Source organism: Bacillus sp. FSL K6-0255, assembly GCF_045040725.1.
Taxonomy (GTDB): Bacteria; Bacillota; Bacilli; order Bacillales; family Bacillaceae; genus Bacillus; species Bacillus subtilis.
Genome location: NZ_CP150278.1, coordinates 423,731 through 450,693, shown reverse-complemented (window position 1 = coordinate 450,693; position 26,963 = coordinate 423,731). Strand labels below are relative to the sequence as shown.

The 26,963-nt window shown below is 45.8% G+C and carries 28 protein-coding genes; 13 read left to right on the top strand and 15 right to left on the bottom strand.

The annotated features are described in order from the left end of the window. Positions 1 to 4 precede the first annotated feature (4 nt). Both MHB62_RS02280 and MHB62_RS02275 read right to left on the bottom strand, forming a co-directional pair. Positions 5 to 1,441 (bottom strand): PTS mannitol transporter subunit IICB, encoded by a 1,437-nt coding sequence (locus MHB62_RS02280; RefSeq protein ID WP_010886406.1) that lies wholly within the window; start codon positions 1,439 to 1,441, stop codon positions 5 to 7. Positions 1,442 to 1,613: 172 nt separating this feature from the next. Beyond that, positions 1,614 to 1,967: a hypothetical protein gene (locus MHB62_RS02275; RefSeq protein WP_003246726.1), complete on the bottom strand. Its 354-nt coding sequence runs from the start codon at positions 1,965 to 1,967 to the stop codon at positions 1,614 to 1,616. 164 nt (positions 1,968 to 2,131) lie between these two features. On the opposite strand from MHB62_RS02275, the gene ycnK reads away from it, so the two are divergent. From ycnK to MHB62_RS02260, 3 genes are read left to right on the top strand one after another with little or no spacing between them, the layout of a single operon-like run. Beyond that, entirely contained in the window at positions 2,132 to 2,704 is a 573-nt protein-coding gene (gene ycnK / locus MHB62_RS02270) for a copper uptake transcriptional regulator YcnK (RefSeq protein ID WP_003246724.1), read from the top strand. A 34-nt stretch (positions 2,705 to 2,738) separates the two neighbouring features. Then, positions 2,739 to 4,364, top strand: a complete 1,626-nt coding sequence (ycnJ, locus tag MHB62_RS02265; RefSeq protein ID WP_003246637.1) for a copper transporter YcnJ — start codon at positions 2,739 to 2,741, stop codon at positions 4,362 to 4,364. A gap of 12 nt (positions 4,365 to 4,376) precedes the next feature. Beyond that, on the top strand, positions 4,377 to 4,991 hold the full coding sequence (locus MHB62_RS02260) for a YcnI family protein (RefSeq protein WP_003246657.1): 615 nt from the start codon (positions 4,377 to 4,379) through the stop codon (positions 4,989 to 4,991). A 44-nt stretch (positions 4,992 to 5,035) separates the two neighbouring features. On the opposite strand, the gene gdh is transcribed toward MHB62_RS02260, so the two are convergent. The 4 genes from gdh to gabT form a co-directional block, all read right to left on the bottom strand. After that, complete coding sequence (gene gdh / locus MHB62_RS02255; protein WP_003246720.1) at positions 5,036 to 5,821, bottom strand: glucose 1-dehydrogenase; 786 nt, start codon at positions 5,819 to 5,821, stop codon at positions 5,036 to 5,038. A 19-nt stretch (positions 5,822 to 5,840) separates the two neighbouring features. After that, a complete protein-coding gene (gene glcU / locus MHB62_RS02250) occupies positions 5,841 to 6,704 on the bottom strand; it encodes a glucose uptake protein GlcU (protein ID WP_003234455.1) in 864 nt (287 codons plus the stop codon). 122 nt (positions 6,705 to 6,826) lie between these two features. Further along, positions 6,827 to 8,215, bottom strand: a complete 1,389-nt coding sequence (gabD, locus tag MHB62_RS02245) for a succinate-semialdehyde dehydrogenase (RefSeq protein WP_003246615.1) — start codon at positions 8,213 to 8,215, stop codon at positions 6,827 to 6,829. A 68-nt stretch (positions 8,216 to 8,283) separates the two neighbouring features. After that, entirely contained in the window at positions 8,284 to 9,594 is a 1,311-nt protein-coding gene (gene gabT / locus MHB62_RS02240; protein WP_003234459.1) for a 4-aminobutyrate--2-oxoglutarate transaminase, read from the bottom strand. A gap of 106 nt (positions 9,595 to 9,700) precedes the next feature. Here gabT and gabR point away from each other — a divergent pair, with 106 nt between their 5' ends. Next, the gene (gene gabR, locus MHB62_RS02235; protein WP_003246571.1) at positions 9,701 to 11,140 is read left to right on the top strand and encodes a transcriptional regulator GabR; all 1,440 of its coding nucleotides are present in this window, start codon (positions 9,701 to 9,703) and stop codon (positions 11,138 to 11,140) included. Between the two features lies 1 nt (position 11,141). On the opposite strand, the gene MHB62_RS02230 is transcribed toward gabR, so the two are convergent. Further along, entirely contained in the window at positions 11,142 to 11,456 is a 315-nt protein-coding gene (locus MHB62_RS02230) for a helix-turn-helix transcriptional regulator (RefSeq protein WP_003234476.1), read from the bottom strand. Positions 11,457 to 11,595: 139 nt separating this feature from the next. Between MHB62_RS02230 and MHB62_RS02225 the strand changes: the two genes are divergently transcribed. The 4 genes from MHB62_RS02225 to MHB62_RS02210 all read left to right on the top strand — a co-directional run bounded on the left by MHB62_RS02225 (position 11,596) and on the right by MHB62_RS02210 (position 15,129). Further along, a complete protein-coding gene (locus tag MHB62_RS02225) occupies positions 11,596 to 11,883 on the top strand; it encodes a putative quinol monooxygenase (protein WP_003234477.1) in 288 nt (95 codons plus the stop codon). Positions 11,884 to 11,899: 16 nt separating this feature from the next. Continuing rightward, positions 11,900 to 12,649 carry an oxygen-insensitive NADPH nitroreductase gene (nfsA, locus tag MHB62_RS02220; RefSeq protein ID WP_003234479.1) on the top strand — a complete coding sequence of 250 codons (750 nt, stop codon included), beginning with the start codon at positions 11,900 to 11,902 and terminating at the stop codon, positions 12,647 to 12,649. A 163-nt stretch (positions 12,650 to 12,812) separates the two neighbouring features. Next, a complete protein-coding gene (locus MHB62_RS02215; protein WP_032722956.1) occupies positions 12,813 to 13,691 on the top strand; it encodes a TetR/AcrR family transcriptional regulator in 879 nt (292 codons plus the stop codon). Positions 13,692 to 13,710: 19 nt separating this feature from the next. Further along, positions 13,711 to 15,129: an MDR family MFS transporter gene (locus MHB62_RS02210; RefSeq protein ID WP_015715248.1), complete on the top strand. Its 1,419-nt coding sequence runs from the start codon at positions 13,711 to 13,713 to the stop codon at positions 15,127 to 15,129. 46 nt (positions 15,130 to 15,175) lie between these two features. On the opposite strand, the gene yclQ is transcribed toward MHB62_RS02210, so the two are convergent. From yclQ to yclN, 4 genes are read right to left on the bottom strand one after another with little or no spacing between them, the layout of a single operon-like run. Beyond that, positions 15,176 to 16,129 carry a petrobactin ABC transporter substrate-binding protein YclQ gene (yclQ, locus tag MHB62_RS02205; RefSeq protein WP_015715247.1) on the bottom strand — a complete coding sequence of 318 codons (954 nt, stop codon included), beginning with the start codon at positions 16,127 to 16,129 and terminating at the stop codon, positions 15,176 to 15,178. A gap of 21 nt (positions 16,130 to 16,150) precedes the next feature. Then, on the bottom strand, positions 16,151 to 16,909 hold the full coding sequence (gene yclP / locus MHB62_RS02200; protein WP_014475806.1) for a petrobactin ABC transporter ATP-binding protein YclP: 759 nt from the start codon (positions 16,907 to 16,909) through the stop codon (positions 16,151 to 16,153). Then, complete coding sequence (gene yclO, locus MHB62_RS02195) at positions 16,903 to 17,850, bottom strand: petrobactin ABC transporter permease YclO (RefSeq protein WP_014475805.1); 948 nt, start codon at positions 17,848 to 17,850, stop codon at positions 16,903 to 16,905. The genes yclP and yclO overlap by 7 nt, the downstream gene beginning before the upstream one ends. Further along, positions 17,843 to 18,793 (bottom strand): petrobactin ABC transporter permease YclN, encoded by a 951-nt coding sequence (yclN, locus tag MHB62_RS02190; protein ID WP_014475804.1) that lies wholly within the window; start codon positions 18,791 to 18,793, stop codon positions 17,843 to 17,845. The genes yclO and yclN overlap by 8 nt, the downstream gene beginning before the upstream one ends. Before the next feature lie 384 nt (positions 18,794 to 19,177). Between yclN and MHB62_RS02185 the strand changes: the two genes are divergently transcribed. The 3 genes from MHB62_RS02185 (at position 19,178) to MHB62_RS02175 (ending at position 20,979) form a co-directional block, all read left to right on the top strand. Continuing rightward, complete coding sequence (locus tag MHB62_RS02185; protein WP_015715246.1) at positions 19,178 to 20,542, top strand: aspartate kinase; 1,365 nt, start codon at positions 19,178 to 19,180, stop codon at positions 20,540 to 20,542. 152 nt (positions 20,543 to 20,694) lie between these two features. Further along, entirely contained in the window at positions 20,695 to 20,808 is a 114-nt protein-coding gene (locus MHB62_RS02180; RefSeq protein ID WP_014478831.1) for a YjcZ family sporulation protein, read from the top strand. 81 nt (positions 20,809 to 20,889) lie between these two features. Beyond that, entirely contained in the window at positions 20,890 to 20,979 is a 90-nt protein-coding gene (locus MHB62_RS02175; RefSeq protein ID WP_015482794.1) for a YjcZ family sporulation protein, read from the top strand. Positions 20,980 to 21,078: 99 nt separating this feature from the next. Here the strand turns inward: MHB62_RS02175 and phrC are convergent, their stop codons facing one another. The 4 genes from phrC to yclJ form a co-directional block, all read right to left on the bottom strand. Next, entirely contained in the window at positions 21,079 to 21,201 is a 123-nt protein-coding gene (phrC, locus tag MHB62_RS02170; protein ID WP_003224994.1) for a phosphatase RapC inhibitor PhrC, read from the bottom strand. After that, positions 21,185 to 22,333 (bottom strand): response regulator aspartate phosphatase RapC, encoded by a 1,149-nt coding sequence (gene rapC, locus MHB62_RS02165; RefSeq protein ID WP_014475800.1) that lies wholly within the window; start codon positions 22,331 to 22,333, stop codon positions 21,185 to 21,187. Before rapC ends, phrC begins: the two co-directional genes overlap by 17 nt. A 162-nt stretch (positions 22,334 to 22,495) precedes the next feature. Continuing rightward, positions 22,496 to 23,917, bottom strand: coding sequence for a two-component system sensor histidine kinase YclK (yclK, locus tag MHB62_RS02160; RefSeq protein ID WP_072173981.1), 1,422 nt, complete (start codon positions 23,915 to 23,917; stop codon positions 22,496 to 22,498). Further along, positions 23,904 to 24,587 (bottom strand): two-component system response regulator YclJ, encoded by a 684-nt coding sequence (yclJ, locus tag MHB62_RS02155; protein ID WP_032722955.1) that lies wholly within the window; start codon positions 24,585 to 24,587, stop codon positions 23,904 to 23,906. The genes yclK and yclJ overlap by 14 nt, the downstream gene beginning before the upstream one ends. A gap of 210 nt (positions 24,588 to 24,797) precedes the next feature. Here yclJ and MHB62_RS02150 point away from each other — a divergent pair, with 210 nt between their 5' ends. Together MHB62_RS02150 and MHB62_RS02145 are read left to right on the top strand one after the other, a co-directional pair. Beyond that, on the top strand, positions 24,798 to 26,258 hold the full coding sequence (locus MHB62_RS02150; RefSeq protein WP_032722913.1) for an ABC transporter permease: 1,461 nt from the start codon (positions 24,798 to 24,800) through the stop codon (positions 26,256 to 26,258). A 15-nt stretch (positions 26,259 to 26,273) separates the two neighbouring features. Further along, complete coding sequence (locus MHB62_RS02145) at positions 26,274 to 26,954, top strand: ABC transporter ATP-binding protein (RefSeq protein ID WP_032722912.1); 681 nt, start codon at positions 26,274 to 26,276, stop codon at positions 26,952 to 26,954. Positions 26,955 to 26,963: the final 9 nt, after the last annotated feature.

Here is a 26,963-nt window from a genome sequence, read left to right as displayed (position 1 = left end):
AAGATTACTTTTTCAGCTTTTCAATCAGCTCGTCGTATTTCGGGCTGTTTAAGAAGTTATCCACTGATATGTGCGTCGCGTTCGGCAGCTTTGCTTTCGCGCGGTCTGTTAAATCTTTGTGGGTGATGACAATATCCGCATCGCTTGGCAGATTGTTAATGGCCGTGTTGGTCACACTGATGTCAAGCTCCGCTTTTTTCACTTTGTTTCTTAAGATGGATGCCCCCATGGCACTTGATCCCATTCCCGCATCACACGCAAAGATAATTTTGTTCACGCTTTCAGGAGACAGCTCAGACGCTTCTTCTGCTTTGGCTTGTTCCGCCTCTAAAGCAGCTGCTGCTTGGCTTTTCTTCCCCTTCATGGACTGCATTTTTTCTGTTGCGGCAGCCAGGTCTTCTTCACTTGCTTTTGAGGATTTCAGGATCACTGCTGAAACGATGAACGATACAGCTGCAGCGACCAATACGCCCGCCAATACGCCGAAATAGCCTCCTCTTGGCGTCATTGCCATCAATGCAATAATGCTTCCCGGTGACGCTGCCGCGACAAGTCCGGCATTAAAGATCGTAAATGTTAAGAGTCCGCTTGCTCCGCCGGCAATGGCTGCGAGAATCAGGGCCGGTTTCATCAGAATGTACGGGAAGTAAATCTCGTGAATCCCTCCGAAGAAATGGATGATCGCCGCACCGGGAGCCGTTGATTTTGAAGATCCTTTGCCAAAGAACATGTACGCCAGCAAAATGCCGAGCCCCGGTCCAGGGTTCGCTTCTACTAAAAACAGAATTGATTTTCCTGTTTGAGATGCTTGCTCGATTCCGATCGGGCTTAAGATTCCGTGGTTAATGGCGTTGTTGAGGAACAACACTTTCGCCGGTTCTACAAAAACACTGGCTACCGGCAGTAAATTAGCGTGTACAATGACTTCCACACCAGCCGCCAGCAATTTATTTAGCGTCAGGACAACCGGGCCGATGGCGTAAAACGCGAGAATCGTTAAAGCCGCGCCGACAATCCCTGCCGTAAAGTTGTTGATCAGCATTTCAAAGCCTTGCTTGACTTTATCCTTGAATAATTTATCAGTCTGTTTAATGAGGTATCCGCCAAGCGGACCCATAATCATTGCGCCTAAAAACATTGGAATATCCGATCCTACAATCACCCCAATTGCTGCTGTCGCTCCGACAACTCCGCCGCGGTGGTCGTAGATCATTTTTCCGCCTGTATACGCTATCAAAAGCGGCAATAAATACGTAATCATCGGGCTGACCAGCGTGTTCAGCTGTTCATTCGGAAACCATCCTGCCGGAATAAACAGCGCGGTAATGATACCCCACGCGATAAACGCGCCGATATTCGGCATGATCATTCCGCTCAAATAACTCCCAAAGCGTTGCACTTTCACTTTCATGCCGCCTTGCTGCTGTTCTTGCTGCTGCATATATAAACCCTCCCTGTTTTGTTTGTCGCTGTAAGATACAAAAATATGTTCAGAGAATGATGCTTCCCTTTGACTCTATGTTAAAACGCTTACAGTCCCTATACAATTGAAAGTAAAGAGGACTTTGGCACATGACTGTGACAATTTTTTAAAAATAAAAAGGCTCCTGGTTTCAGGAGCCTTTTCTCTTTCCTCTATAAATGATGTTGCCATTTTGAATCACGTACTTTGCAATCATCCGCTCACTCACAATAAAAACGGGATACGCGCACACAAGCGCAAATACAGCCATCGGCACGTGCTGTACAGCTGGCAGCACTGAGCCTGCCGCATTGCGGAGGAGCATCAAAAGATAAATAAGCAGCACGATGGCCGCTAATGATACCAGCATAATCGGAGCTGAAACTTTATATTCATAAAGCCGTTCCCGGCAGTGGCCGCAGCGAAATTGACAAGGCACATTTGATGATCTGACCATATCGCCTGTCAAAGGTTTGCCGCAGTTCGGGCATGGTGTTTCTTTCATAGGGTATTCCTCACTTTCTATTCCATCTGTCTATTATACCAGAGTCCCTTCTGTTTCGTTTTGTTGCTGTTCAACACATTTTCACATTTTTTATCATCCACTTACTTGTCTCCGTCTCTAAAATCCTCTACGCTTAAATAGATCTTAATGAAGAGGGTGTATGAATGCTTCCGATTAATAGACAGCAACACATACTGAAGTGGCTGAAAGAAGAAGGCTCGCTTAGAATTTCTGACATCAGCGCAAGGTTCGGCGTTTCGGAAATGACGGTATATAGAGATGTCAATCAGCTGGTTCAGTCAAATCAGGTCATTAAAACGGCCGGCGGCATCACGCTCCCCGTCCGAACACCTCAAACAGATCATATGTGCAGCTATTGCTTGAAGCCCGTCAATCAAGCTCATTCGGTTCAGCTGATTACGGTAAACCAAGACATTGAACAGCTATGCTGCGCACATTGCGCGTTTTTGCGTTACGCGGATAAAACGGAAGAGGTTTCACACTTGATTTGCAGAGATTTTCTGTTACAGACAACCGTCAGTGCCGGTTCGGCTTATTTCGTCGTAAATGCTGAATTAAACCTGCACTGCTGCCAGCCGCAGGCCATTCCGTTTGCGACACTTGACCATGCCGAACGATTTCAAAAAGGATTCGGCGGAGCCGTCTGCACTTTCGACCAAGCGCTGGAAGACATGCTTCAAGACCGAAAGAAACGCTGCACCTGCACCAAGAAATAACACAACACATACAGCGGAAGGTGGTGTCTGAGTGATGAAGCGAAACAGATGGTGGATCATCCTTCTGCTTTTTCTTGTTTTCCTGCCGAAAACAAGCTTTGCTCACGCCTATATTGTCAAATCTTCACCTGGGGAAAACAGCGAATTAAAAAGCGCCCCTGCGCAGGTGGAAATCGAATTTAATGAACCGGTTGAAGAAGGGTTTCATTACATTAAAGTCTATAATTCAAACGGCGACCGTGTGGATACGGACAAGACTGAAATCAAAAAAGATAATCATCACATCATGACAGTGAAGCTGAAGAAGAATCTGCCTAAAGATGTGTACAGAGCGGAATGGAATGCCGTATCCGCGGATGGACATCCTGTTTCCGGCGTCATTCCGTTCAGTATCGGGAAAGCGGATGGCGGATTCAGCAGCCAAAAAGCAGCCGATTCAGCGCTGAATCCGGGAACAGCAGCAGATCGCGCGATTCTGTATACAGCCTTATCTCTGTTTATCGGAACGGTTTTCTTCCATCTTTTCTGGTATAAAGGGAAATCAGAACAGCTCGTCAAACGGACGAGACGTATCCTGACCGGCTCGATCGCAGCATTGGGGCTGGCGCTTTTGCTTCAGCTTCCGATTCAGACAAAAGCGAACGCAGGCGGCGGCTGGGGCAGCGCATTCCAGCCGGGCTACATCAGAGAAACACTGTTTGAGACAGCAGGCGGCTCCATTTGGATCATACAGGCTGCGCTGTTCGTGCTGCTCGCACTGTCTGTCATCCCTGCGATACGGAAAAACCGCTTTTCATCCTTTGGCTATTGGACAGCGCCGCTCATTTTCTTTTTCGGTCTCCTGCTTGCCAAGGCGTTTACCGGGCATGCTGCTGTCGTTGAAGAAAAAACGGTCGGCATTTTGATGGATTTCCTTCATTTAACTTCCGCTTCCATCTGGGTCGGCGGAATAGCGGCACTCGTTTTGCTGCTCTCAAAAGAATGGAGGCAGCCTGACAAAACGCTCGCGTGGGAGACGGTCAGACGGTTCTCCCCATGGGCGCTCACTGCAGTCGGCGTCATTTTGTTTTCAGGCTTGCTCAATGGATTTTTCATCATTCGTTCAATGGATTCACTGTTCCATACAGCGTACGGACAAGCTCTTTTAGTGAAAAGCGGGCTGTTTGTTTTCATGCTGGTCTTAGGCGCAATTCATTTTCTGCTTACCAGAAAGCAGCGCCGCACAGGAATCAGCCGAACGTTGAAAGCGGAGTGGGCAATCGGCATCGCTGTATTGATCACAGCGGCCGTGTTTACAAGCCTGCCAAGCCCGCCTGAGCCAGCGCCGGAACCGTTCTACCAAACCAAAGCGATAGAGAACGGACAAAGCGTTTCTCTCAGCATCAGCCCAAACCAGCCTGGAAAAAATGTTTTTGAGCTGCGGGTCACCGACCATAACGGTGATCCCGTGAAAAACATCCAGCAAATCACGTTAACCGTTTATAAAACAGGCCTGTCAGGCAGCGAAAACAAAAGCACCTTTACATTAAAAGAAAAAACAAAAGGCGTCTTCCAAGATCAAAACCTGTCGATTAATGAAAAAGGAAACTGGAAGATCAAAGTCCACGGCCTGACCGGCGACTTTAACGAAATCAATATCATGTTTACAAAGACCAATTAAGGAGTGTTTACGTTGTTGAAAAAAATCGCATTGACACTATGTCCGGCTATTGTCGGCTCCCTCTTATTCTTTACGGCCCCTGCCAGCGCGCATGTTTCTGTAAAACCGGCTGAGTCTGCTGCAGGCTCTTGGGAAACGTATACAATGAAGGTTCCTTCTGAGAAAAATCTGCCGACAACGAAGGTTGTCCTCAAAATGCCGAAGGATGTTGAATTCCAGCAATATGAGCCAATTCCGGGCTGGAAGGTTTCCACTCAAAAACATGATGACAAATCAGTATCCGTGACATGGGAGGCGACTGACGGAGGCATTCAGGAAGGCCAGTTCCAGCAGTTTACCTTTGTTGCCAAAAACCCTGACAAAGCGGAGGAAGCTGCTTGGGACGCATACCAATATTACAAAGACGGCAGCATTGTTGAGTGGACAGGTGACGAGGATGCCGATACACCTCATTCCATTACAAACATCACGTCTGCAAAGCAAGTGACAGATGAGCACGGCGCCACGAAAACAGAAGACGATTCCGAAAACTCAGGTTCTTCAGCTCTAGACATTACAGCGATGGTGCTGTCTGCGGCTGCCATTATTTTATCTGTAGCAGCACTTGTAAAGAAAAAGCGTGCCTAATAAAGAAAGCGATCCAGATGTCATGTCTGGGTCGCTTTTTATGTTTAACCGCGGCCTGCCTGGAATGAAGGATATTGTGTCATACCGCCGTCCGCGAATAACGTGATGCCTGTGACGTAGCTGGCTTCCTTCGAAGCAAGCCAGGCTGCTACTGCGGCGATCTCCTCCGGTTCGCCGATATATCCCATTGGAATCATGCTTTCTACATCAGCTTTCTGTTTAGGGTCAGCGAATTTTTCAGCATTGATTGGCGTGTTGATCGCACCTGGCCCAATATTATTGACGCGAATGCCCTTCGGCGCGTATTCCAACGCTAATGTTTCTGTCATCAGCTTTATCCCGCCTTTACTTGCCGCATAGTGGACAAATAACGGCCAAGGAATCACTTCGTGCACACTGGACATGTTAATGACATTTCCCTTGATATCGTTTTCTACGAAATATTTAATCGCTTCACGGCTTCCTAAAAAGGCACCCGTTAAGTTCGTGCCGATGACTTTATCCCAATCCTTGAGCGGCATTTCGTGAGATGGCACAGGATTTTCAAGACCGGCATTATTAATCATAATATCGAGTGTGCCGAACTCCTTAATTGCCGTTTGCACGATATTTTTTACATCTTCCTCTTTCGTGACATCTCCTTGGACGACAACAGCTTCACCGCCCGCCTTGATGACCTCTTCTTTTACCTCGTTCGGATCTTGTTTATTACTATAATAGTTGATAACCACTTTTGCCTGCTCCTTGCCGAAGCGAATGGCCATCGCCTTTCCGAGCCCTGAAGCAGCTCCTGTAATAGCGACGACTTTTCCTTTTAAATCCGGATACATATACATCCTCCTCCATTTGTTATGAATTTGTTTTGGCGATTCCTAAGAATACGGCGGCGGCAATAATCAGGATAATCCCGATCGCAATTGCTATTAGCTGGCGTTTCGTTTTCTTTTCACGCAGGATGAAAATACCGCCGAGCGTAGAAATGACAATTCCCATTTGTGAAAGGGAAAAGCTCGTTGCAACGCCGACTCGCGGCTGAGAAATAAACAAAAACATATTTCCGCCTGCCCAGATTAACCCTGGGAGAATATTTCTGATCGCATACTTGTTAAAGGGTTTGTGTCTATAGGTTAAAACTAACCCCCCGACCACCATGCCAATTGCCTGTGGCAGCAGCGCGGACCAGCCGGACACATTGAATAATCTAGCCACGACTACATAAACCAAATAACCAAGAGTCGAAACAAGGAGAATCAAAATGCCCTTTTTCAAATTGCTTGGCTCGCCCTCTTTTTTATCATTCTTATCTTCCAAGGACGTGAGAATGATTCCCACAATGATAAAGATCAAAGCGAGAACGCCAAGCGTAATCGCAATCGGTGTTGACCATTCGCGGAACACGATCACACCGAACAGCGAGGTGGAAACGAGCTGCATTCCTGTGGAAATCGGCATTGTTTTCGACACGCCCATCAATTGAATGCTTTTCAACTGGTTGGCCTGTCCAAGTGACCAAAATAAGCCGGATACGATTCCAACAATAAAAATGCGAAGGGACAGAACGGGCTGAACAAAAAAGTAAATAACGATAGAAACAATGAGTGCCCCGATCGTCGTTCCCAGTGTCTGGCTGTACGGCCCGCCGCCTAATTTCACATTGAAGAGAACAATGCTCCCCCAAAACAAAGCCGGGAGAAGAGCCAATAATAAATCCATTGTTGGGGAACCTTCTTTCAAAATGTATTTGCTGTTATTTTGGCTGGAATTGTTGTGATTATTCGCCGGAACACAAAAAGAGCTGCCGGAAAATCCGGCAGCTCTCAGGAGCGTGCATTCTTTTATAAACCGATGGACAAATATTTTGTTTCAAGGTACGGCTCGATACCTTCTGAACCGCCTTCACGGCCGATGCCGCTTTCTTTCATTCCGCCGAATGGCGCTTGAACCGCTGACGGTCCGCCGTCATTCCAGCCGATAATGCCATACTCTAGATTCTCGGAAATATAGATGCCGCGGCGGTAGTTTTCTGTGAAGAAGTAAGCAGCCAAGCCATACGGTGTATCGTTGGCAAGCTGAATCGCTTCATCAATATCAGAAAACGTGACGATCGGGGCGACCGGGCCGAATGTTTCCTCATGCATGATGTTCATGGACGTATCGACATCGGTGAGCACTGTCGGATTCACAAAGTAGCACCCTTTGTCATCGTTTCGGTCATATGTGCCCCCAGCAATCACTTTCGCGCCTTTTTCAACCGCATCATCTATTTGGCTGACGATTTTTTCGAAGCCTCGTTTGTTGATAATCGGGCCGACATTGACGCCTTCCTCAAGTCCATTTCCGACTTTCAGCTTAGACACTTGCTCGCTCAGTTTCGCAGCAAATTCATCTTTAATGGATTCATGAACGATCAGGCGGTTGGCACATACGCAGGTTTGGCCGGCGTTTCGGTATTTGGACGCCATCGCCTGTTCAACGGCAAGGTCAATGTCCGCATCTTCATCTACGATCAGCGGGGCGTGTCCGCCGAGCTCCATTGAGACGTGCTTTACGGTGTCAGCGCTGTTTTTCATAAGGATTTTCCCTACAGGTGTTGAGCCTGTGAACGTGATTTTGCGGATTTTCGGACTGCTTGTGAACACATTTCCGATTTCTTCTCCATCGCCGATCACAACCTGAAGAACATCCTTCGGAATGCCCGCTTCATATGCGAGGCGCGCTAGTTCATAAGCAGACAGCGGTGTGTCCGGCGCCGGCTTGATGATAAATGTACAGCCGGCGGCAAGAGCAGGCGCCGCTTTGCGTGTAATCATCGCATTCGGGAAATTCCAGGGCGTGATAGCAGCAACGGGGCCGACCGGCTGGCGTGTGACAACAATTCGTTTACCAGTTGTCGGGGCCGGGACCGTTCTTCCGTACACACGCTTCGCTTCCTCTGCGAACCATTCGATATAGCCTGCGCCGTAAAGTACCTCGCCGACTGCTTCCTGGTATGGTTTTCCGTTTTCCTTTGTAATTAAATCTGCAAGCTCTTCTTTATGTTCAACAATCAGCTCATACCATTTTTTCAAAAGAGACGTTCTTTCGTTCGCTGATGTTTTAGACCACGTTTTAAACGCTTGATGTGAACGTTCAATGGCTTCTTCTACCTCTGTGGCTGATTGCTGAGGAATCGTTTTGATCTCCTCGCCCGTAGCCGGGTTGTAGACCGTTAATTGATCTGGCATATTGAACATTCCTTTCTTTTCATGATTACTTAAAATGATAGCAGACCCGGCCATTTTCTTTCCAATGATTAAGCTCGCAGGCCCGCCTCCAAGATGCTGAGCCCTTCATTTAATAGGCTGTCTGAGATGACGAGCGGTGTCAAAAAGCGGATGATATTACCGTTAATTCCCGCTGTCAGCAAAAGTAATCCGTTTTGATTCGCATAGGCCGCGATCGCTGCTGCTTTTGTCTTATCAGGCTCACGCGTGTCAGGATCCTTGACGATTTCGATTGCGGCCATCGCCCCGAGTCTGCGGATGTCACCGATGAACGGGAATTCTTGTTTCCACTCATACGCCTTGTCTTCAATGATTTTGCCAATTTCTTCAGATCGCTCATTCAGTCCTTCTTCTTCGATAATATCCAAGACTGCCAAAGCCGCCGCGCAGCCGAGCGGGCTGCCGGCATACGTGCCGCCCAGCTCCCCTGGCGCTGCCGCATCAAGCATTTCCGCACGCCCGATCACACCGCTTAATGGCAGGCCTGCCGCAAGCGATTTAGAAACCGTGATCAGATCGGGCACTACATCAAAGTGCTCAATTGCGAAATAAGTGCCAGTTCTGGCAAAGCCGGTTTGGATTTCATCAGCAACAAAAACAATGCCGTGTTCTTTGCAGAATGAAGCGACGTGCTGTACGAACCGTTTCGAAGGAATAATAAATCCGCCTTCTCCCTGCACTGGCTCCATCACGACACACGCCACCGTTTCAGGCGCCACTGAAGCGATAAAGAAATCATTGAATGCTTGAATGACCATATCGTCATAGCTTTCATCACTCATGCCGGCCGGCTTCTGATAATAATAAGGGAACGGCGCTTGATAAACCTCTGGCGCAAAAGGCCCGAAACCGAATTTATAAGGTTTTACCTTGCTTGTCATGCTCATCGTCATATTCGTGCGCCCGTGAAACCCGCGTGTAAACGAGACAACGCCTTGGCGCTTTGTATACTTTCTGGCGATTTTCACAGCGTTTTCGACCGCTTCTGCCCCTGAGTTAAGAAAAATCGCTTTTTTCTCATGGCTGCCCGGCGCGATGCCGCACAGTTTTTCTGCTAATTCGATATAAGTCGGGTACATCATGACATTAAAACCAGGATGAATCAGCTCCTCCGCCTGCCGCTTCACAGCCTCAACCACCTTCGGATGCGAGTGTCCGACATTTAACGTGCCGATGGCGCCTGCAAAATCAATAAATCTCCGGCCATCCAGATCGTACAGCTCGGCCCCTTCTCCTTTGACCGCCAGACTGCGGTTGCCGTTGCTCACACCTTTTGACACAAATTGATCCCGTTTTTGCTGCCATTGTGCAGTTGTGATGCTTGCTGTTGTTTGACTCATGTGAATATCCCCCTGTCGGTATTTTCTTATCATTCTGACTTCTCTTTGGTATGATGAAAAGTACCAATTATAACTTTTTGATGGTATCAGAAGGAGAAACTACAAAATGGATATCACGATTACACTCGATCGTTCAGAACAAGCCGATTATATCTATCAGCAAATTTATCAAAAGCTGAAAAAAGAAATCCTCAGCCGCAATCTGCTGCCGCACTCGAAGGTTCCCTCCAAGCGGGAGCTGGCTGAAAATCTCAAGGTCAGCGTAAATTCAGTGAATTCAGCCTATCAGCAGCTGCTGGCTGAGGGGTATTTGTACGCCATTGAACGAAAGGGTTTCTTCGTGGAGGAACTAGACATGTTTTCCGCCGAGGAGCACCCTCCATTTGCACTGCCGGATGACCTAAAAGAGATTCACATCGACCAGAGCGATTGGATATCGTTTTCACACATGAGTTCCGATACAGACCATTTTCCGATCAAAAGCTGGTTCCGCTGCGAGCAAAAAGCGGCCTCCCGCTCATACCGCACGCTCGGCGATATGTCACATCCGCAAGGGATATATGAAGTGAGAGCGGCCATTACGAGGCTCATTTCCCTGACGAGGGGTGTAAAATGCAGGCCGGAACAAATGATCATAGGGGCAGGCACACAGGTGCTCATGCAGCTGTTGACTGAGCTTTTACCCAAGGAAGCCGTGTATGCGATGGAGGAGCCTGGCTACAGGCGCATGTATCAGCTTTTGAAGAATGCCGGAAAACAAGTAAAGACGATCATGCTGGATGAAAAAGGCATGTCGATTGCTGAAATCACCAGACAGCAGCCAGATGTGCTGGTGACCACCCCGTCGCATCAGTTTCCGTCCGGAACGATTATGCCTGTATCCAGAAGAATTCAGCTGCTGAACTGGGCAGCCGAGGAGCCGCGCCGATATATCATTGAGGACGATTATGATAGTGAATTCACATATGATGTAGACAGTATTCCGGCGCTGCAAAGCCTCGACCGTTTTCAAAATGTCATCTATATGGGAACCTTTTCAAAGTCCCTTCTCCCCGGCTTACGGATCAGCTATATGGTGTTGCCGCCTGAGCTGTTGAGGGCATACAAACAGCGGGGCTATGATCTGCAGACTTGCTCATCACTCACACAGCTCACCCTGCAGGAATTTATCGAGTCTGGTGAATATCAGAAGCATATAAAAAAAATGAAGCAGCATTATAAAGAAAAGAGAGAACGCCTGATCACCGCTTTAGAAGCAGAGTTCAGCGGAGAGGTTACCGTAAAAGGGGCAAATGCGGGGCTGCATTTTGTTACCGAATTTGATACCAGGCGCACCGAACAAGACATCCTGTCACATGCTGCCGGGCTGCAGCTTGAAATATTCGGAATGAGCCGATTTAACTTGAAGGAAAACAAGCGGCAAACGGGCAGGCCTGCTCTCATTATCGGCTTTGCACGGCTGAAGGAAGAAGATATTCAGGAGGGTGTGCAGCGGCTTTTCAAAGCGGTTTACGGACATAAAAAAATCCCCGTTACAGGGGATTGATTCACCAGCGGTCCTGGTCTACATTCAGCACGGCTTCAAGCAGTCCCGGAAATGCCTTTTCAAGGTCTTCAGCGCGAAGCGAATAATACCGGCGCTTTCCTTCTATCCGAACTTGAGCGATGCCTGATTCTCTCAAAACTTTAAAATGATGCGACAAAGTCGATTTGGCAACCTGCACATCTGCACAGGTGCTGCACGTTTTTTCTTTTGCTTCAGCTAATTGCTTGACGAGCTCTAAACGAAGCGGATCACTAAGTGCATGAAGAACCTTTGTCAGCTGCAATGTTTCTGTTTCTGGATGGTTTGGAATGTTCATGACACAAATGTATCATACAACAATTAGAATGACAATTTTACTATATAAGGGTTTTTCCTTTACCTCATTTAGAATACATGTTACATTTAGTTCGATGAAATTCGAACAATAAATTCGCATAACGACGGAGGAGATTTACATGATCGTATTACAAGCTTACATCAAAGTAAAACCAGAAAAACGCGAGGAATTTTTGAGCGAGGCTCAATCACTTGTTCAGCATTCAAGAGCTGAGGAAGGCAACGCGCAATACGACCTATTCGAAAAAGTAGGCGAAGAAAATACATTTGTCATGCTTGAAAAATGGAAAGATGAAGCGGCAATGAAATTCCATAACGAAACTGCGCATTTCCAAGGGTTTGTCGCAAAAGGAAAAGAACTGCTGAGCGCTCCTCTTGATGTTGTCCGCACAGAGCTTAGCGAGTAAAGGAAGGGTGTCTCATATGAATGAAGTGATTAAATCTTTAACAGACCACCGCTCGATTCGCAGCTACACAGATGAGCCTGTAGCTCAGGAGCAATTGGACCAAATCATTGAAGCGGTGCAATCAGCCCCTTCTTCTATCAACGGACAGCAAGTGACTGTGATCACAGTCCAGGATAAAGAGCGCAAAAAGAAAATCTCCGAGCTGGCAGGCGGCCAGCCATGGATCGATCAAGCTCCTGTTTTCCTGCTGTTCTGCGCAGATTTTAACCGGGCCAAAATTGCGCTTGAAGATCTGCATGATTTCAAAATGGAAATCACAAATGGATTGGAATCTGTTCTTGTCGGCGCAGTAGACGCTGGTATTGCCCTCGGCACAGCAACAGCAGCGGCTGAGTCACTCGGACTTGGCACAGTTCCGATCGGTGCGGTTCGCGGAAACCCTCAAGAGCTGATCGAACTGCTTGAGCTTCCAAAATACGTGTTCCCTTTATCCGGCCTTGTCATTGGGCATCCTGCCGACCGTTCAGCGAAAAAACCGCGCTTGCCGCAGGAAGCTGTCAATCATCAGGAAACTTATTTGAATCAGGATGAGCTGACGTCTCACATTCAGGCATACGACGAACAGATGTCTGAATACATGAATAAACGGACAAACGGAAAAGAAACAAGAAATTGGTCACAGAGCATCGCTTCCTACTATGAGCGCCTGTACTATCCGCACATCCGTGAAATGCTTGAAAAACAAGGATTTAAAGTTGAAAAATAAGCTCTTATTCGGCCTGTCGGATTTTCCGGCAGGCCTTTCATTTACCCGGTTAAAATCCATTGACTTCTATTTTGTTTATTTGGTAAAATTTTTTCATAGTTACTCATTGGTTTTCTGTGAACCAATGGGTTTTCTAATGTTCAAGAAAGAAGGAAGCCATGAGATGCTTGATAAAAAAACAGATATCTTGTTAGCCGCGCGAAAGCTTTTTTCGGAAAAGGATTTTACGTCGGTTTCCATGCAGGCGATCGCAGAAGAATGTAAGATGTCAAAAGCTTCGATATATAAGCTGTTCCAATCTAAAGAAGATCTGCTTTTGGAGCTGCTGTCATTTAACCAGAAGCAAATGGTGGCCGCAGCCTCAAGACTTCAGGAAAATACCGCACTTACACCGGAGGAGCGTTTGACGCAAAAGGTCAAAATGGAACTGGAGGGCTTCAGGCGGAATCAGCAGTTTTTCAATATGCTGACCTACGGAAACCCCAAGCTGCATAATGACCGGGTCAAACAGCATATCCATCAGACCAGATCGACGATTATCTGCTGGCACCGCGATTCGCTGATCCAGGCGTATGGAGAAACCATTCTCCCGTTTGTGTGGGATTTGGTTATCATTCTTCACGGCATGATGCGTGAGTTTTTAATGCTGATCAAAATCGAGGAAAAACCGCTTGAGCTTGACCCGATCGCAGAGTTTATCATCAGCACCCTCAATCAGATTATCAAAAACAGGGAAACCCGCCAGTCTCTTCTTCCGCCCGAAGCCATCGAGCTTTATATTCATTCAGCATCCTCCTACAAGCCAAAGGATAAATCAGCCCTATTATCGGAAAGCCTGAAGGAATTACATAAAGGCATCTCTTCCCTGTCCGCCGCGGACTATGACGTAGATGAACTGACATCCGCAGCCGCCATGCTGGAGGAAGAAGCGAAGAAGGAAGAACCCCGCGCTTTTTTACTCAAATCACTGATTGGCTATCTGGAACAAACCAGTGTTTTAACACAGCCCGTTTCCATGTTAAAAACACTGTTAATTACTTAGAGAAAAGAAGGGATATGTATTGAACACAAGTATTGAACAAAAACCTTTTAACCGTTCTGTCATTGTCGGCATTTTGTTAGCCGGAGCGTTTGTGGCGATTTTGAACCAGACATTGTTGATTACCGCACTTCCCCATATCATGAGGGATTTCAATGTCGATGCCAACCAAGCACAATGGCTGACAACATCATTTATGTTAACCAACGGGATTTTAATTCCGATTACCGCGTTTTTAATTGAGAAATTCACAAGCCGGGCGCTGCTCATCACAGCAATGAGCATTTTCACTGCCGGAACAGTCGTCGGAGCGTTCGCGCCGAACTTCCCGGTTCTGCTGACAGCGCGTATCATTCAAGCGGCTGGAGCCGGCATTATGATGCCGCTCATGCAGACTGTATTCCTGACAATCTTTCCGATTGAAAAGCGCGGCCAGGCTATGGGTATGGTCGGATTGGTCATCTCATTCGCGCCTGCGATCGGACCGACTCTTTCCGGATGGGCTGTCGAAGCTTTCTCTTGGAGATCATTGTTTTATATCATTCTTCCGTTTGCTGTGATTGATTTGATTCTTGCCAGCATCCTGATGAAAAACGTGACGACTTTAAGAAAAACACAGATTGATATTTTATCAGTCATCCTTTCAACATTTGGGTTCGGCGGCCTTCTGTACGGCTTCTCAAGCGTCGGCTCTTATGGCTGGTCCAGTTCAACCGTCTTGATTTCACTGCTGGTGGGTGTCATCGCGCTGCTCTTGTTTATCACAAGACAAATGAAGCTTAAAAAACCGATGCTGGAATTCCGCGTCTTCACGTTTGGCGTTTTCAGCTTAACAACACTGCTGGGAACCCTCGTCTTTGCATTATTGATCGGTACGGAAACCATCCTGCCGCTTTATACACAAAATGTCAGAGACGTCACAGCTTTTGATACAGGGCTTATGCTCCTGCCGGGAGCCGTTGTGATGGGCTTTATGTCGCCGATTATCGGCAGAATTTTTGACCGTGTCGGCGGAAGAGGGCTGGCGATTGCCGGTTTCTGCATCATCTTCCTGACATCTCTGCCGTTTATGCAGCTGACTGACCATACGTCACTCGCTTGGATTGTCGTTTTATACACCGTTCGTCTCTTAGGCACCGCCATGATCATGATGCCGGTGACAACAGCCGGAATCAATGCGCTGCCGCGCCACTTGATTCCGCACGGAACTGCGATGAACAACACGATTCGCCAAGTCGGCGGCTCGATCGGAACCGCACTATTGGTTTCCGTGATGAGCAACCAGGCGGCACATGCAGGCACGACAAATGTGAAGCACGCCGCCCTGCACGGCATGAACACCGCTTTTATAGTGGCTGCCGTCATTGCACTTGTCGGCTTCCTTCTCTCATTCACATTAAAGAAACCTCAGCGCCCTGCCGAACAGCAGCCGGCACGCTGATTAACAAAAAAAGAGCCCCGCTACTTAGCGGAGGCTCTTTTTGGTTTTACTTTTCTAAACCGTCTTTCACTTCTTTGATCATTTGTGCCATAGACTCAAGACCGCCTCCTGATAAGTACCAAGTAGCAGAATCAAGGTAGACGACATGATCATTTTTCACTGCGTTTACATTTTTCACATAATCATTTTCAACGACTTGTTTAGTAGATGATGTTTCACCGATCGCTGTACCGCGGTCAATGACAAACATGTAATCCGGGTTTGTTTTTGAAATGTACTCGTAAGAAACGCTTTGTCCGTGAGTAGACGCTTTGATGTTTTTATCAGCCGGTGTCACGCCGAACACGTCATGGATCAGGCCGTATCTTGATTTAGGACCGAATGCGCTGATCTTCCCGTCGTTCGCCATGATGACGAGACCGTTTTTGTTAAGCTTTTCAGCCGTTTTCTTTACATCTGCGATTGAATGATCGATTTTTGCGAGTTCATCCTTCACTTCATCTTCTTTATCGAAGATCTTACCGATTGTTTCTGCGTCAGACTTAAATGATTCCATATACTTCGCTGTGTCTACGCCAAGGTAAATTGTCGGCGCAATTTTAGAGAATTCTTTGTAAGACTCAGATTGTCTTCCTGAGATAATGATCAAGTCAGGGTCTAAATCTGCCACTTTCTCGAAGTCTGGCTCTTTTAAGCTTCCGACGTCAGCATATTTGTCATCCTTGAATTTGGACAGATATTTAGGAAGGGCTTGTTTCGGCAGTCCCGCTACTTTATCATCAAGACCAAGTTTATCTAATGTATCTAAGCTTCCAAAGTCAAATACGACAACTTTTTTAGGGCTCTTCGGTACTTTTGTTCCGTTTTTGTCCAGCTGGTGTTTCACCGTGAGTTGTTCTTCCTTAGAATCAGAACCTTTGCTGCTTGTGCTTTGGTTTCCGCATGCAGAAATCACAACTGCCGTCACCAAAGCGATGAATAGTAATGCGAACTTTTTCATGCTCTTCACCTCTTCTATATATTAAGAAAAATAGACACCTATTCTTTGATTATCAATCGTCTGAATCGGGATGGTCATATCGTAGATTTCCTCAAGCACTGATGTTTCTATCATTTCTTCAGGCGGTCCTTCTTTTACGATTCGGCCGTTTTTCAAAGCGACGATATGGTCAGAATAGACTGAAGCAAAATTGATATCGTGAATAACGATGACGATCGTTTTTCCAAGCTCCTCTACCAGCCGTTTCAGCAGTTTCATAATTTCAACTGAGTGTTTCATATCCAGATTGTTCAGCGGCTCATCCAGAAAAATATAATCTGTGTCCTGGGCAATGACCATGGCGATAAATGCCCTTTGGCACTGTCCGCCGCTCAGCTGATCCAAGTATTTGTCTTGAATGTCTTCCAGCTTCATATAGCTGAGCGCCTGGTTAATATGAACCCAGTCTTCCTCTGTCAGCCGGCCCTGTGAGTACGGAAACCTGCCAAAACTGACGAGGTCTTTGATCGTGAGCCTGATATTAATTTGGTTCGCCTGCTTCAAAATGCTCATTTTCTTGGCAAGCTCTTTGCTGTCACATGCTCCAATCTCTTGTCCGTCTATGTAAATCTCGCCGGAATCCTTTTTGATCAGGCGGCTCATGATAGACAGCAGCGTACTTTTGCCGGCGCCGTTAGGACCGATAAACGAGGTGATTTTGCCCTTTTGAATCGTGACTGACGTCTCTTCAAGAACAACTTTCCCGCCATATTGTTTGCTTACATTTCTGACCTCTACCATGATTTATTCTCCTTTAACAGCAAGTAGATAAAATAAATCCCGCCGGCAAAATTAATAATGACGCTCAGCGTCGTTGAGAAGGTAAACACTTTCTCAACCACAAACTGCCCTCCGACCAGCGCAATGATGCTGATGAAAACGGAGCCTGCGATTAAGTATGAATGCTTATATGTTTTCAGGAATTCTCTCGCCAGGTTGACGACCAGAAGGCCTAAAAACATAATCGGCCCGACTAGCGCTGTTGAAACAGAAACCAAAATCGCAACCACGATCAGCATCTGCTTCACCACTTTGTCGTAGTCAATGCCCAAATTCACGGCGTGCTCGCGTCCGAGCGACAGCACATCGAAAAATTTTGTAAAACGCCAGACATAAACGCCTGTCAGCAGGAAGATGATGAACGCGAGCCATAACAAATCCGTATTGATATTGTTAAAGCTGGCAAACATCTTGTCCTGCACAACTTGGAACTCGTTCGGATCAATCAGCATCTGCATAAAAGAAGACAGGCTGCTGAACAGCGTGCCAAACACGATTCCGATAAGCAGAAGGAAAAAGATATTTCTCCCCTCACCCTTGAACATGATCTGATACAAAACAAGAGAAAACAGTATCATCAGCAGAACAGAGATGATAAAGTTGATGTTTTTATTCATGATGACCATATTCGCAGAACCGAACAAAAAGATAATGCCAGTCTGAATCAGCATGTAGAGAGAATCAAGGCCCAAAATGCTCGGCGTCAGGATGCGGTTGTTCGTAATCGTTTGAAAGATCATGGTCGAAAACGCAATCGCTCCCCCCGTCAGCACAATGGCAGCGACTTTTTTGATTCGTCTCGGCAGGGTGTAATCCCAATTGCCTAAGTCATAAAACAAAAACAAGCCTATACATACAATGGCTAAAACAACGAGCAAAGCTATTTTCATCTGGTTACGCATAGGCTTTTCTCCTTAACAGCATAAACAGGAAAATGCCGCTGCCGATGATTCCGACCATCAGGCCAATCGAGATTTCATAAGGGAAGATAATGATTCTGCCCAGTATATCGCAAAACAGCACAAAAACCGCTCCCAACAGCGCAGTATGCGGCAGGCTGCTCTTCAGATTGTCTCCTCTGTAAATCGATACAATATTCGGGATGATTAAACCGAGAAACGGCAGCATACCGACAGTCAAAATAACAAGGGACGTGATCAGGGACACGATAATGAGCCCGATGTTCACAACCCGTTTGTACTTCAGGCCGAGGTTGACAGAAAAGCTTTCACCCATACCGGCCAATGTGAATTTATCCGCATACACATAGGCAATGATCACGAGCGGAATACTCAGATAAAGAAGCTCGTATCTTCCTTTCACGACTAAAGAGAAGTCTCCCTGCAGCCATGATGACACATTCTGGATCAAGTCATATTTATATGCGATAAATGTCGCGATTGAACTGACGATATTCCCGAGCATTAAACCGACAAGCGGAATAAAGATGGTATCGTTAAACTTGATTCTTTCAAGGATTTTCATAAACAGAAAATTTCCTGCAAGGGCAAAGACAAACGCGACCAGCATTTTGATTAAAGGACTGGCGGATGTAAACAGCAGCAAGGAAATTAAAATGCCGAGCCTCGCCCAATCCATCGTGCCCGCCGTCGTCGGTGACACGAATTTGTTTCTGCTGATCTGCTGCATAATCAAACCGCAGATGCTCATGCTTAATCCCGCGATGACAATGCTGATCAATCGCGGCAAACGGCTTGCAAACAGCGTTGACGCCTCTTGTTTGCTTAAATCGAAGAGATCAAGCGGCGACAGATCTTCTACACCGATAAATACAGATGTGACTGCTAATATGATAAGTAGAATAAATAAGTAACGTAGCTTCATGCTGCCTCCTTACATCCTTACAGCAAAAAGAACGTATCTCCTACTCCGCAAGGACTCAAAACAATATGGCCATATAGTAATTGATTATCATTATCATTTACATATTACCATTTTTCTAGGGTTAGTCAATATTCTTTAAAAATATTAACCTAGTCATTTATCCATTTTACTAATCATTCTAACCATTTTCCATCCCAAAACGTTAGGCTGTTTACCATATTTATCTTTATAACGCAGGTATACGGTCAGCAAACCTGACATTATTCCTCGTGGAAAATACAAATGTTCTCCCCGGATAGAAATTCCCCCTTGATTTACAGTACTGAAAGAGAGATAATAAATACTAAATTTGTGTGAAAATTTTAAACATTAGGAGATGTAAACATGAAGGTCGTTAAATTCGGAGGCAGCTCACTTGCTTCAGGCGCCCAGCTTGACAAGGTGTTTCACATCGTTACCTCAGACCCGGCACGGAAAGCTGTAGTCGTCTCAGCTCCGGGAAAACGCTATGCCGAGGATACGAAAGTGACTGATCTCTTAATCGCATGTGCAGAACAATATTTGGCATCAGGCAGCGCACCTGAACTGGCGGAAGCTGTTGTGGAACGGTACGCTCTCATCGCCAATGAGCTTCAGCTGGGGCAAAGCATTATCGAAAAAATCAGAAATGATCTGTTTACGCTTTTAGAAGGAGATAAAAGCAATCCCGAGCAATACCTTGACGCAGTCAAGGCCAGCGGAGAGGATAACAATGCCAAGTTGATCGCCGCTTACTTCCGTTATAAAGGCGTCAAAGCGGAATATGTAAACCCGAAGGATGCTGGCCTCTTTGTGACAAATGAACCCGGCAACGCGCAAGTTCTTCCTGAATCCTATCAAAACCTCTATCGTCTTCGGGAACGTGACGGACTCATCATTTTTCCCGGTTTTTTCGGATTCAGCAAGGATGGCGATGTGATCACATTCTCACGGAGCGGTTCTGATATTACCGGTTCGATTCTTGCCAACGGACTACAAGCCGATTTGTACGAAAACTTTACAGACGTAGACGCTGTGTATTCTGTCAATCCGTCCTTCGTTGAGAATCCAAAGGAAATCAGCGAGCTGACATATAGAGAGATGCGGGAGCTGTCCTACGCGGGTTTTTCAGTGTTTCATGATGAAGCGCTCATTCCGGCATTCAGAGCGGGGATTCCTGTTCAGATCAAAAATACGAACAACCCCTCAGCCGAAGGCACCCGCGTCGTCAGCAAGCGGGATAACACAAACGGGCCTGTCGTCGGCATTGCCAGCGACACCGGTTTTTGCAGCATTTATATCAGCAAGTATCTCATGAACAGAGAAATCGGTTTTGGCCGCAGAGCCCTTCACATCCTGGAGGAGCATGGTTTGACGTATGAGCATGTTCCATCGGGAATCGATGACATGACAATCATTTTACGGCAGGGGCAAATGGATGCAGCCACTGAACGCAGCGTCATCAAACGGATCGAAGAGGATTTGCATGCCGATGAAGTCATCGTCGAGCATCATCTCGCCCTAATTATGGTTGTAGGGGAAGCGATGCGCCACAATGTCGGTACAACGGCAAGAGCCGCCAAAGCATTATCAGAGGCACAGGTGAATATCGAAATGATCAATCAGGGATCTTCTGAAGTGAGCATGATGTTTGGCGTAAAAGAAGCCGAAGAAAGAAAAGCCGTTCAAGCGTTATACCAGGAATTTTTCGCGGGCGTGCTGATCTCTTAATCGTACATAAATAGCGGGCGGCAGCGCCCGCTATTTTTTATATCACCTTCATATAGCCGAATTCTTCATTTTTTCTCTTGTCCACTATTATCCCTGCCAAATGGATCGGTTCAGCATATCTTATAGTATCCTTCATAGGGAGGTGAAACCTTATGTCAGGATACTCTAACGGCGGCGGTTACGGCGGCATCAGTTCTTTCGCTTTAATCGTTGTATTGTTTATTCTTTTAATTATCGTAGGGACTGCGTTTGTTGGCGGCTACTAAGCTGCTGACCGTCTCTGCGGAACCCTGTCCGCCACAGTTTTGCAGTATATGCTGAAGCAATCTCGCAAGGAGGTGCACAAAATGTCAGGTTACGGAACTTCTTTCGCTTTGATTGTTGTGTTATTTATCCTCTTGATCATTGTGGGAACTGCATTTGTAGGAGGCTACTAAATAAACGTAATCTCCATGAAGGCGGCACCGCAAGACTATGTCCTGCGGTGTTTTTTTGAAAAGAAAAACCCCTTCTCGCTAATGAGAAGGGGCTTGTTCTTACGTCATTCCTCTTTCTGTCACATGAAAGTCGAGTGCTTCCGCATTAGCAGAAACGCCAGCCGCTGTAAAAATCGCGGCTGCGGCCAAACAAATAACAAACAACTTAGATTTCAATTTCATACAAACCTTCACTCCTTTGTATTTGTTTTCTTGCCTCTTCAACTTGTAGAAAGTAGGAAGCAGACAGTTTAAACCATTTCTGTTCATAGTAATATTTTGCTACTTCTAGGGCTAAATCCTCTATATCAGCGTACATATTTTTATTTTTTAAGTACTGGAAACATCGTTCGATTCCTTCTTCATTGGGCTGATCCTGATATAGGGATTGCAAAAACTCGAATTTTACGGCATAGTCTGCATCGTCTGTTTCTTTAGCATATTCATAGCCCCGCTTGTGATATTCCGAAGCTTTATCATGTTTTCCCTGTTTATAATAAATCAGGGTGATTAAAAAATAGGCTTGCGGGAGAGAATTGACGATCCTGCTGCTTTCAAATGTGGAGACCGCTTTTTCAAAGTAATCAATGGCAGGGTCTAGAAGGTCTTGATTGTAATAGCATAACCCGAGATTGTAGTATGCTCTTCCAACCAGCTGGGCTTTTTGTTCTGCTTGGGCCATATTGAGCGCCAATTTGAAATGGCGTGCGGCTTGTTCGAAATTTCTTTCATCCATCAGGTTGACCCCGAACACGAAATGGCACTGAATGATTCTCACATTATAGGTTTCCTGCTCCACGTAAATTTCATAGGCGTTTTTTATATTAATCAATGAAAAATACGTTTGCTTCATATAATAATAAGCTTCCGCGATTTTAAAATAAAATTCAGCCCGTTCAATATGGTCTGCGACAAAGGAGAGCTTTTTCTCCGCCTGTTTATAGTATGTAATGGCAGAAATAAATTCCCGCTTATCAAATTCATACATCCCGCGAAAAAAATTCACGTAATAGTCGAGCAGCCCTTTGAGATCTGCCTGGTTGCTGTCAATGTTTCTTGATAATTCAGACAGGCTTGGCTGGTCTTCGATATTTAATTTCTCTAACGGCTCAAGATAATCCAGCATAAGCTGGTGCCGGAATTCCATTAGTGAATAATAAAGCAGCAAGTTGGAATCATGCTGCATGTGTTTCAGTTCCTGCTGGATTTCAGCTTTTAACACTTCGGCATCCGGCACGCTGAATGTCCGGATATATCTGTACCACTCGTTAATTTTTTGACCGACCGCTGAAGAAGGAATTACCCCGCTCTTCATTCCTTCACCCTCTCCCATCAAAAACTGTTTATGTCATATTTTATCATGTTTATAGACCGTCCCAACCCGAAAAACACGCAATCTTTGTTTTCGGGAGCACGCAATAAACCGAAGCGGTGTGCAAAAAAGGCGGATGCATCAGTTGATGCGCCGCCCTGTATGCTATTGCTGTTTTGCCGTTAAAGGAAGGCGGATGATGAACTTTGTGCCTTTCCCTTCTTCACTCTTGATTTCTACTGTGCCCTGGTGCATTTCAACGAGCTGCCTTACGATCGAGAGACCGAGTCCGTATTCACCGTATGCTGTGTTCGTTCTTGAAATATCTGCTTTATAGAATCGCTCCCAAATATGCTCAATATCCTCTTTTGGAATGCCGATACCCGTGTCTTCAATTTCAATAATCGTCTCTTTATAACCTTCCATTCCGCGCAGCCAAATGTCACCGTTTTGCGTAAATTGGATGCTGTTTTTCGTAATGTTGACGAGAATTTGAATGAACCGGTCATAATCGGCATGTACGATGACGTGATCCTCTACTTGGATCATCAGCTTGTTTTGTTTTTCTTCCGCCTGCTGCTGCAAGTGCTCTTTCACGATTTCAAACACCTCGATCAGAGGAACGTCTAGCTTGTTCAAGGTAATTTGCTGGGATCTGATTTTTTCATAATCCAGATTTTCTTTTACGAGCCGCAGCATGCGCTTCGTTTCCTCACTGATCAGCGAGAAGCATTTATCCTTTTTATCCTCAGGAATCGTATGGCTGTTCAACCCTTCAACCAAACCGTTGATCGTCGTCAGCGGTGTTTTTAATTCATGTGACACGTCAGCGATAAACTGCCTTCTCCGCTTCTCAAGGCGCTCAATTTCATCCCTTGACTGCTTTAGTTTTTTCGCCATGATATTAAAGTCAGACGCCAGAACGCCGATTTCGTCCCCGTAGCTGTTTTCCAAATGGATGTCATAATCGCCGGAAGCCACTTTATCTGTCGCTTCTCTCAGCTTTTGAATCCGCTTGACATGGAATTTGGACAGAAGCCAACTCACGAGAATCGTAATCACAAGCGTGCTGATCACAGCGTAAAACATATAGAGGTTGACCTGATTGACCATCTGTTCAACACCGCTGATCGGAGAAATCAGCAGAACGGCGCCTTTAAATTCGTTCTGAACAAATATAGGCTGCGCCACAAGTGACACTTCATCATCAAAACGGCCATCTGCCCTGATCATGACAGTCTGCCCTTTTTTTAGTTTATTCCATTCTGATTTCTTCAGCTGTTCCCTTGGTGGGTGATGAAAGCCTTCAGGAAGAAAATAGGGCTGTTGCTCTTCATTAAAGATGATAAACTGCGTCTTTCTTGTGCTTAACATGTCCTGATAAGGATAGAGCCTGCGCATGTCCACCTGGCCGGCTTGGAATTCATTTGCAATCTGCACCGCATATGACGTCAATTCCTCTACTTTGTTCTGATAGGCAAATTCCTTCACAAAGTGGGAAAACAGAGAAATGATAATGACAAACGCTAAAATCAAAATGCTGATATGGCTTAGCAGCAGCTGATATAAATATTTAATCTTCATCAAATTTATACCCTACTCCCCACACAGTATACAGGAAAGGCTTGTCCTCGCTGGCAAGCTTTTTCCGCAGCCGTTTGATATGAACGTCAACCGTTCGCTCATCTCCATAAAACTGATAGCCCCATACCTGCTCAAGCAGCTGTTCTCTGGAGAACACCTGCCGCGGATTTTGGACAAGGTAATAAAGCAGATCGAATTCCTTGGGCGTGAGATTTTCTACAGGCTCTCCGTTTAATAATACTTCTCTCGTCTTCTTATTAATGGTAAAGCATTCCGTTTCGATCATATCTTCATCAACAACCGCTTTTCCTGTCGCCTTGTATCTTCTGATGACGGCTTTGATGCGGGCAACCAATGTCAGCGGGCTGAACGGCTTCGTGACATAATCATCCGCCCCCATCTCAAAACCGATGACCTGATCTGATTCAGTGTCTTTGGCAGTCAGCATGATAATCGGCACCGTGCTTGTCTCTCTTATTTTTCTGCAAATGGTCACGCCGTCCATAGATGGAAGCATGATATCCAAAATAATCAGATCCCAATTTTCTTCCGTAAAACGCTGGTATCCCTCTAATCCGTCATGAACGAATTCCGCTTCAAAACCTTCCTTAAAAAAGAACATCTCCGTCATCGTACAAACACTAACATTATCTTCTATCATTAATATTTTCATTATATCCTCCGGTTGTTTTGATGCTTTTTTATATAATAGCACCATTTTAAACAGAAGGTTTTGCGTTTCACAATTGTTAGTTTTTATTTCATCAACTAGAAATAGATTGTTCATATTTTTTTCATACCTTTGGACTACTATTAATTTATCAGCAAGCGGGCGCCCCAGAGGCGGTCTTATCAATAAAAATACCAATACGGAGGAACATAAATGAACTTTATCAAACGGGCCTTTTGGAATATGAAGGCTAAAAAGGGAAAAACGTTATTGCAATTATTTGTGTTTACAGTCATATGTGTCTTTGTTCTATCAGGCCTCACCATCCAGTCGGCAGCACAAAAGTCAAGCGAACTGGCCAGACAGGAACTTGGCGGAAGCGTGACACTTCAGGTTGACCGTCAAAAGCAAATGGAAAAACAGCAGGACAGCGGTGAAAAGCGCAGCTTCGAATCAACACCGATCAAAGTGTCTGATGCGAATAAGCTTGCAGCGCTTGATCATGTGAAGAGCTACAATTACACCGCATCAGCTTCAGCCAACGCAGGAAACTTTGATGCGATTGAAAGCTCTAGTTCAAGTGATTCCAGCTCCAGCAGTTCAAGCTCAAACGCTAAAAACAGCCAAGGTGGCGGACAAGGCGGACCGCAAATGGTTCAAGCCGATCTTTCTATTGAAGGTGTCATCAGCACAGCATTAGTTGATGATTTCTCTGACGGGGATTCAAAAATCACAGACGGACGCGCGATTACAAAATCAGATGTCGGCAAAAAAGTAACAGTGATCAACGAAACATTAGCGGAAGAAAATGATTTAAGCGTTGGCGATTCGATCACAATTGAATCAGCAACGGATGAGGATACAACAGTAAAACTGAAGATCGTCGGTATTTATAAAACAACATCTTCAGGTGATGACCAAGCCCAAAATTTCTCTTTCTTAAATCCTTATAACAAGCTTTATACGCCTTACACAGCAACAGCGGCATTGAAAGGCGACGACTATAAAAATACGATTGACTCAGCTGTTTACTATATGGACGACGCGAAAAATATGGATGCTTTCGTAAAAGCAGCGAAGAAAACATCAATTGACTTTGATACGTACACACTGAATACAAACGATCAGCTTTACCAGCAAATGGTCGGACCGATTGAAAATGTGGCTTCTTTCTCTAAAAACGTGGTGTATCTTGTATCAGTGGCAGGCGCCGTCATTCTTGGCCTGATTGTCATGATGTCAATCAGGGAGCGCAAATACGAAATGGGCGTGTTAATGGCTATCGGTGAAAAACGATGGAAATTGATTGGACAGTTCTTGACTGAGATTCTGATTGTGGCCGTTATCGCTATCGGCCTTGCATCTGTGACGGGAAATCTCGTCGCGAATCAGCTTGGAAATCAGCTTTTATCCCAGCAAATCAGTTCATCAACCGATTCAACGCAAACCGCAAGCGGACAAATGCCCGGCGGCGGTGGCGGCATGGGCGGCAAAATGTTCGGCCACAGTTCATCAAACGTAGACGTTATCGATTCACTGAACGTCGCGGTTTCTATGAACGACATGCTTATTCTGGGCGGGATCGGCATCCTAATCGCAATCATTGCAACATTGCTGCCGTCAATTTCAGTACTGCGGCTTCATCCGAAAACGATATTGACAAAACAGGAATAGAAAGAGGCGGAACCTATGAGCTTATTACAATTTCAACAAGTCGGCTACTGGTATAAAGACAAAAGCCAGCCATTGTTTCAGGATATTAACATCAGCTTTCAAAAAGGAAAATTCTACACAATCGTCGGAACATCAGGGACGGGGAAAACCACTTTCCTGTCTCTGGCAGGCGGACTTGACGCACCAAAAGAAGGAAACATCCTTTACGACGGAAAAGCGGTTTCTAAAATCGGCTTAACCAATTTCAGAAATCAATATGTATCAATCGTCTTTCAGGCGTACAACCTGCTCCCGTATATGACGGCTTTGCAGAACGTCACAACCGCTATGGAAATCACAGGTTCTAAAGAAAAGAACAAAGAATCATATGCGCTTGACATGCTGCAGAAGGTTGGCATCAACGAAAAACAAGCCCGGCAAAAAGTGCTCACACTGAGCGGCGGACAGCAGCAGCGGGTATCAATTACAAGGGCTTTCTGCTGTGACACGGATCTTATCGTAGCCGATGAACCGACCGGAAACCTTGATGAGGACACATCAAAAGAGATCGTACGGCTCTTTCAGGATCTGGCGCACAAGGAAGATAAATGCGTCATTATGGTGACGCACGATGAACAAATTGCAAAAGTGTCAGACATCAATATCAGACTTTCAAGAGGAAGCTTTACTGTGAAGGAAAACGTCGCAGTCGTATAACAAAACGCG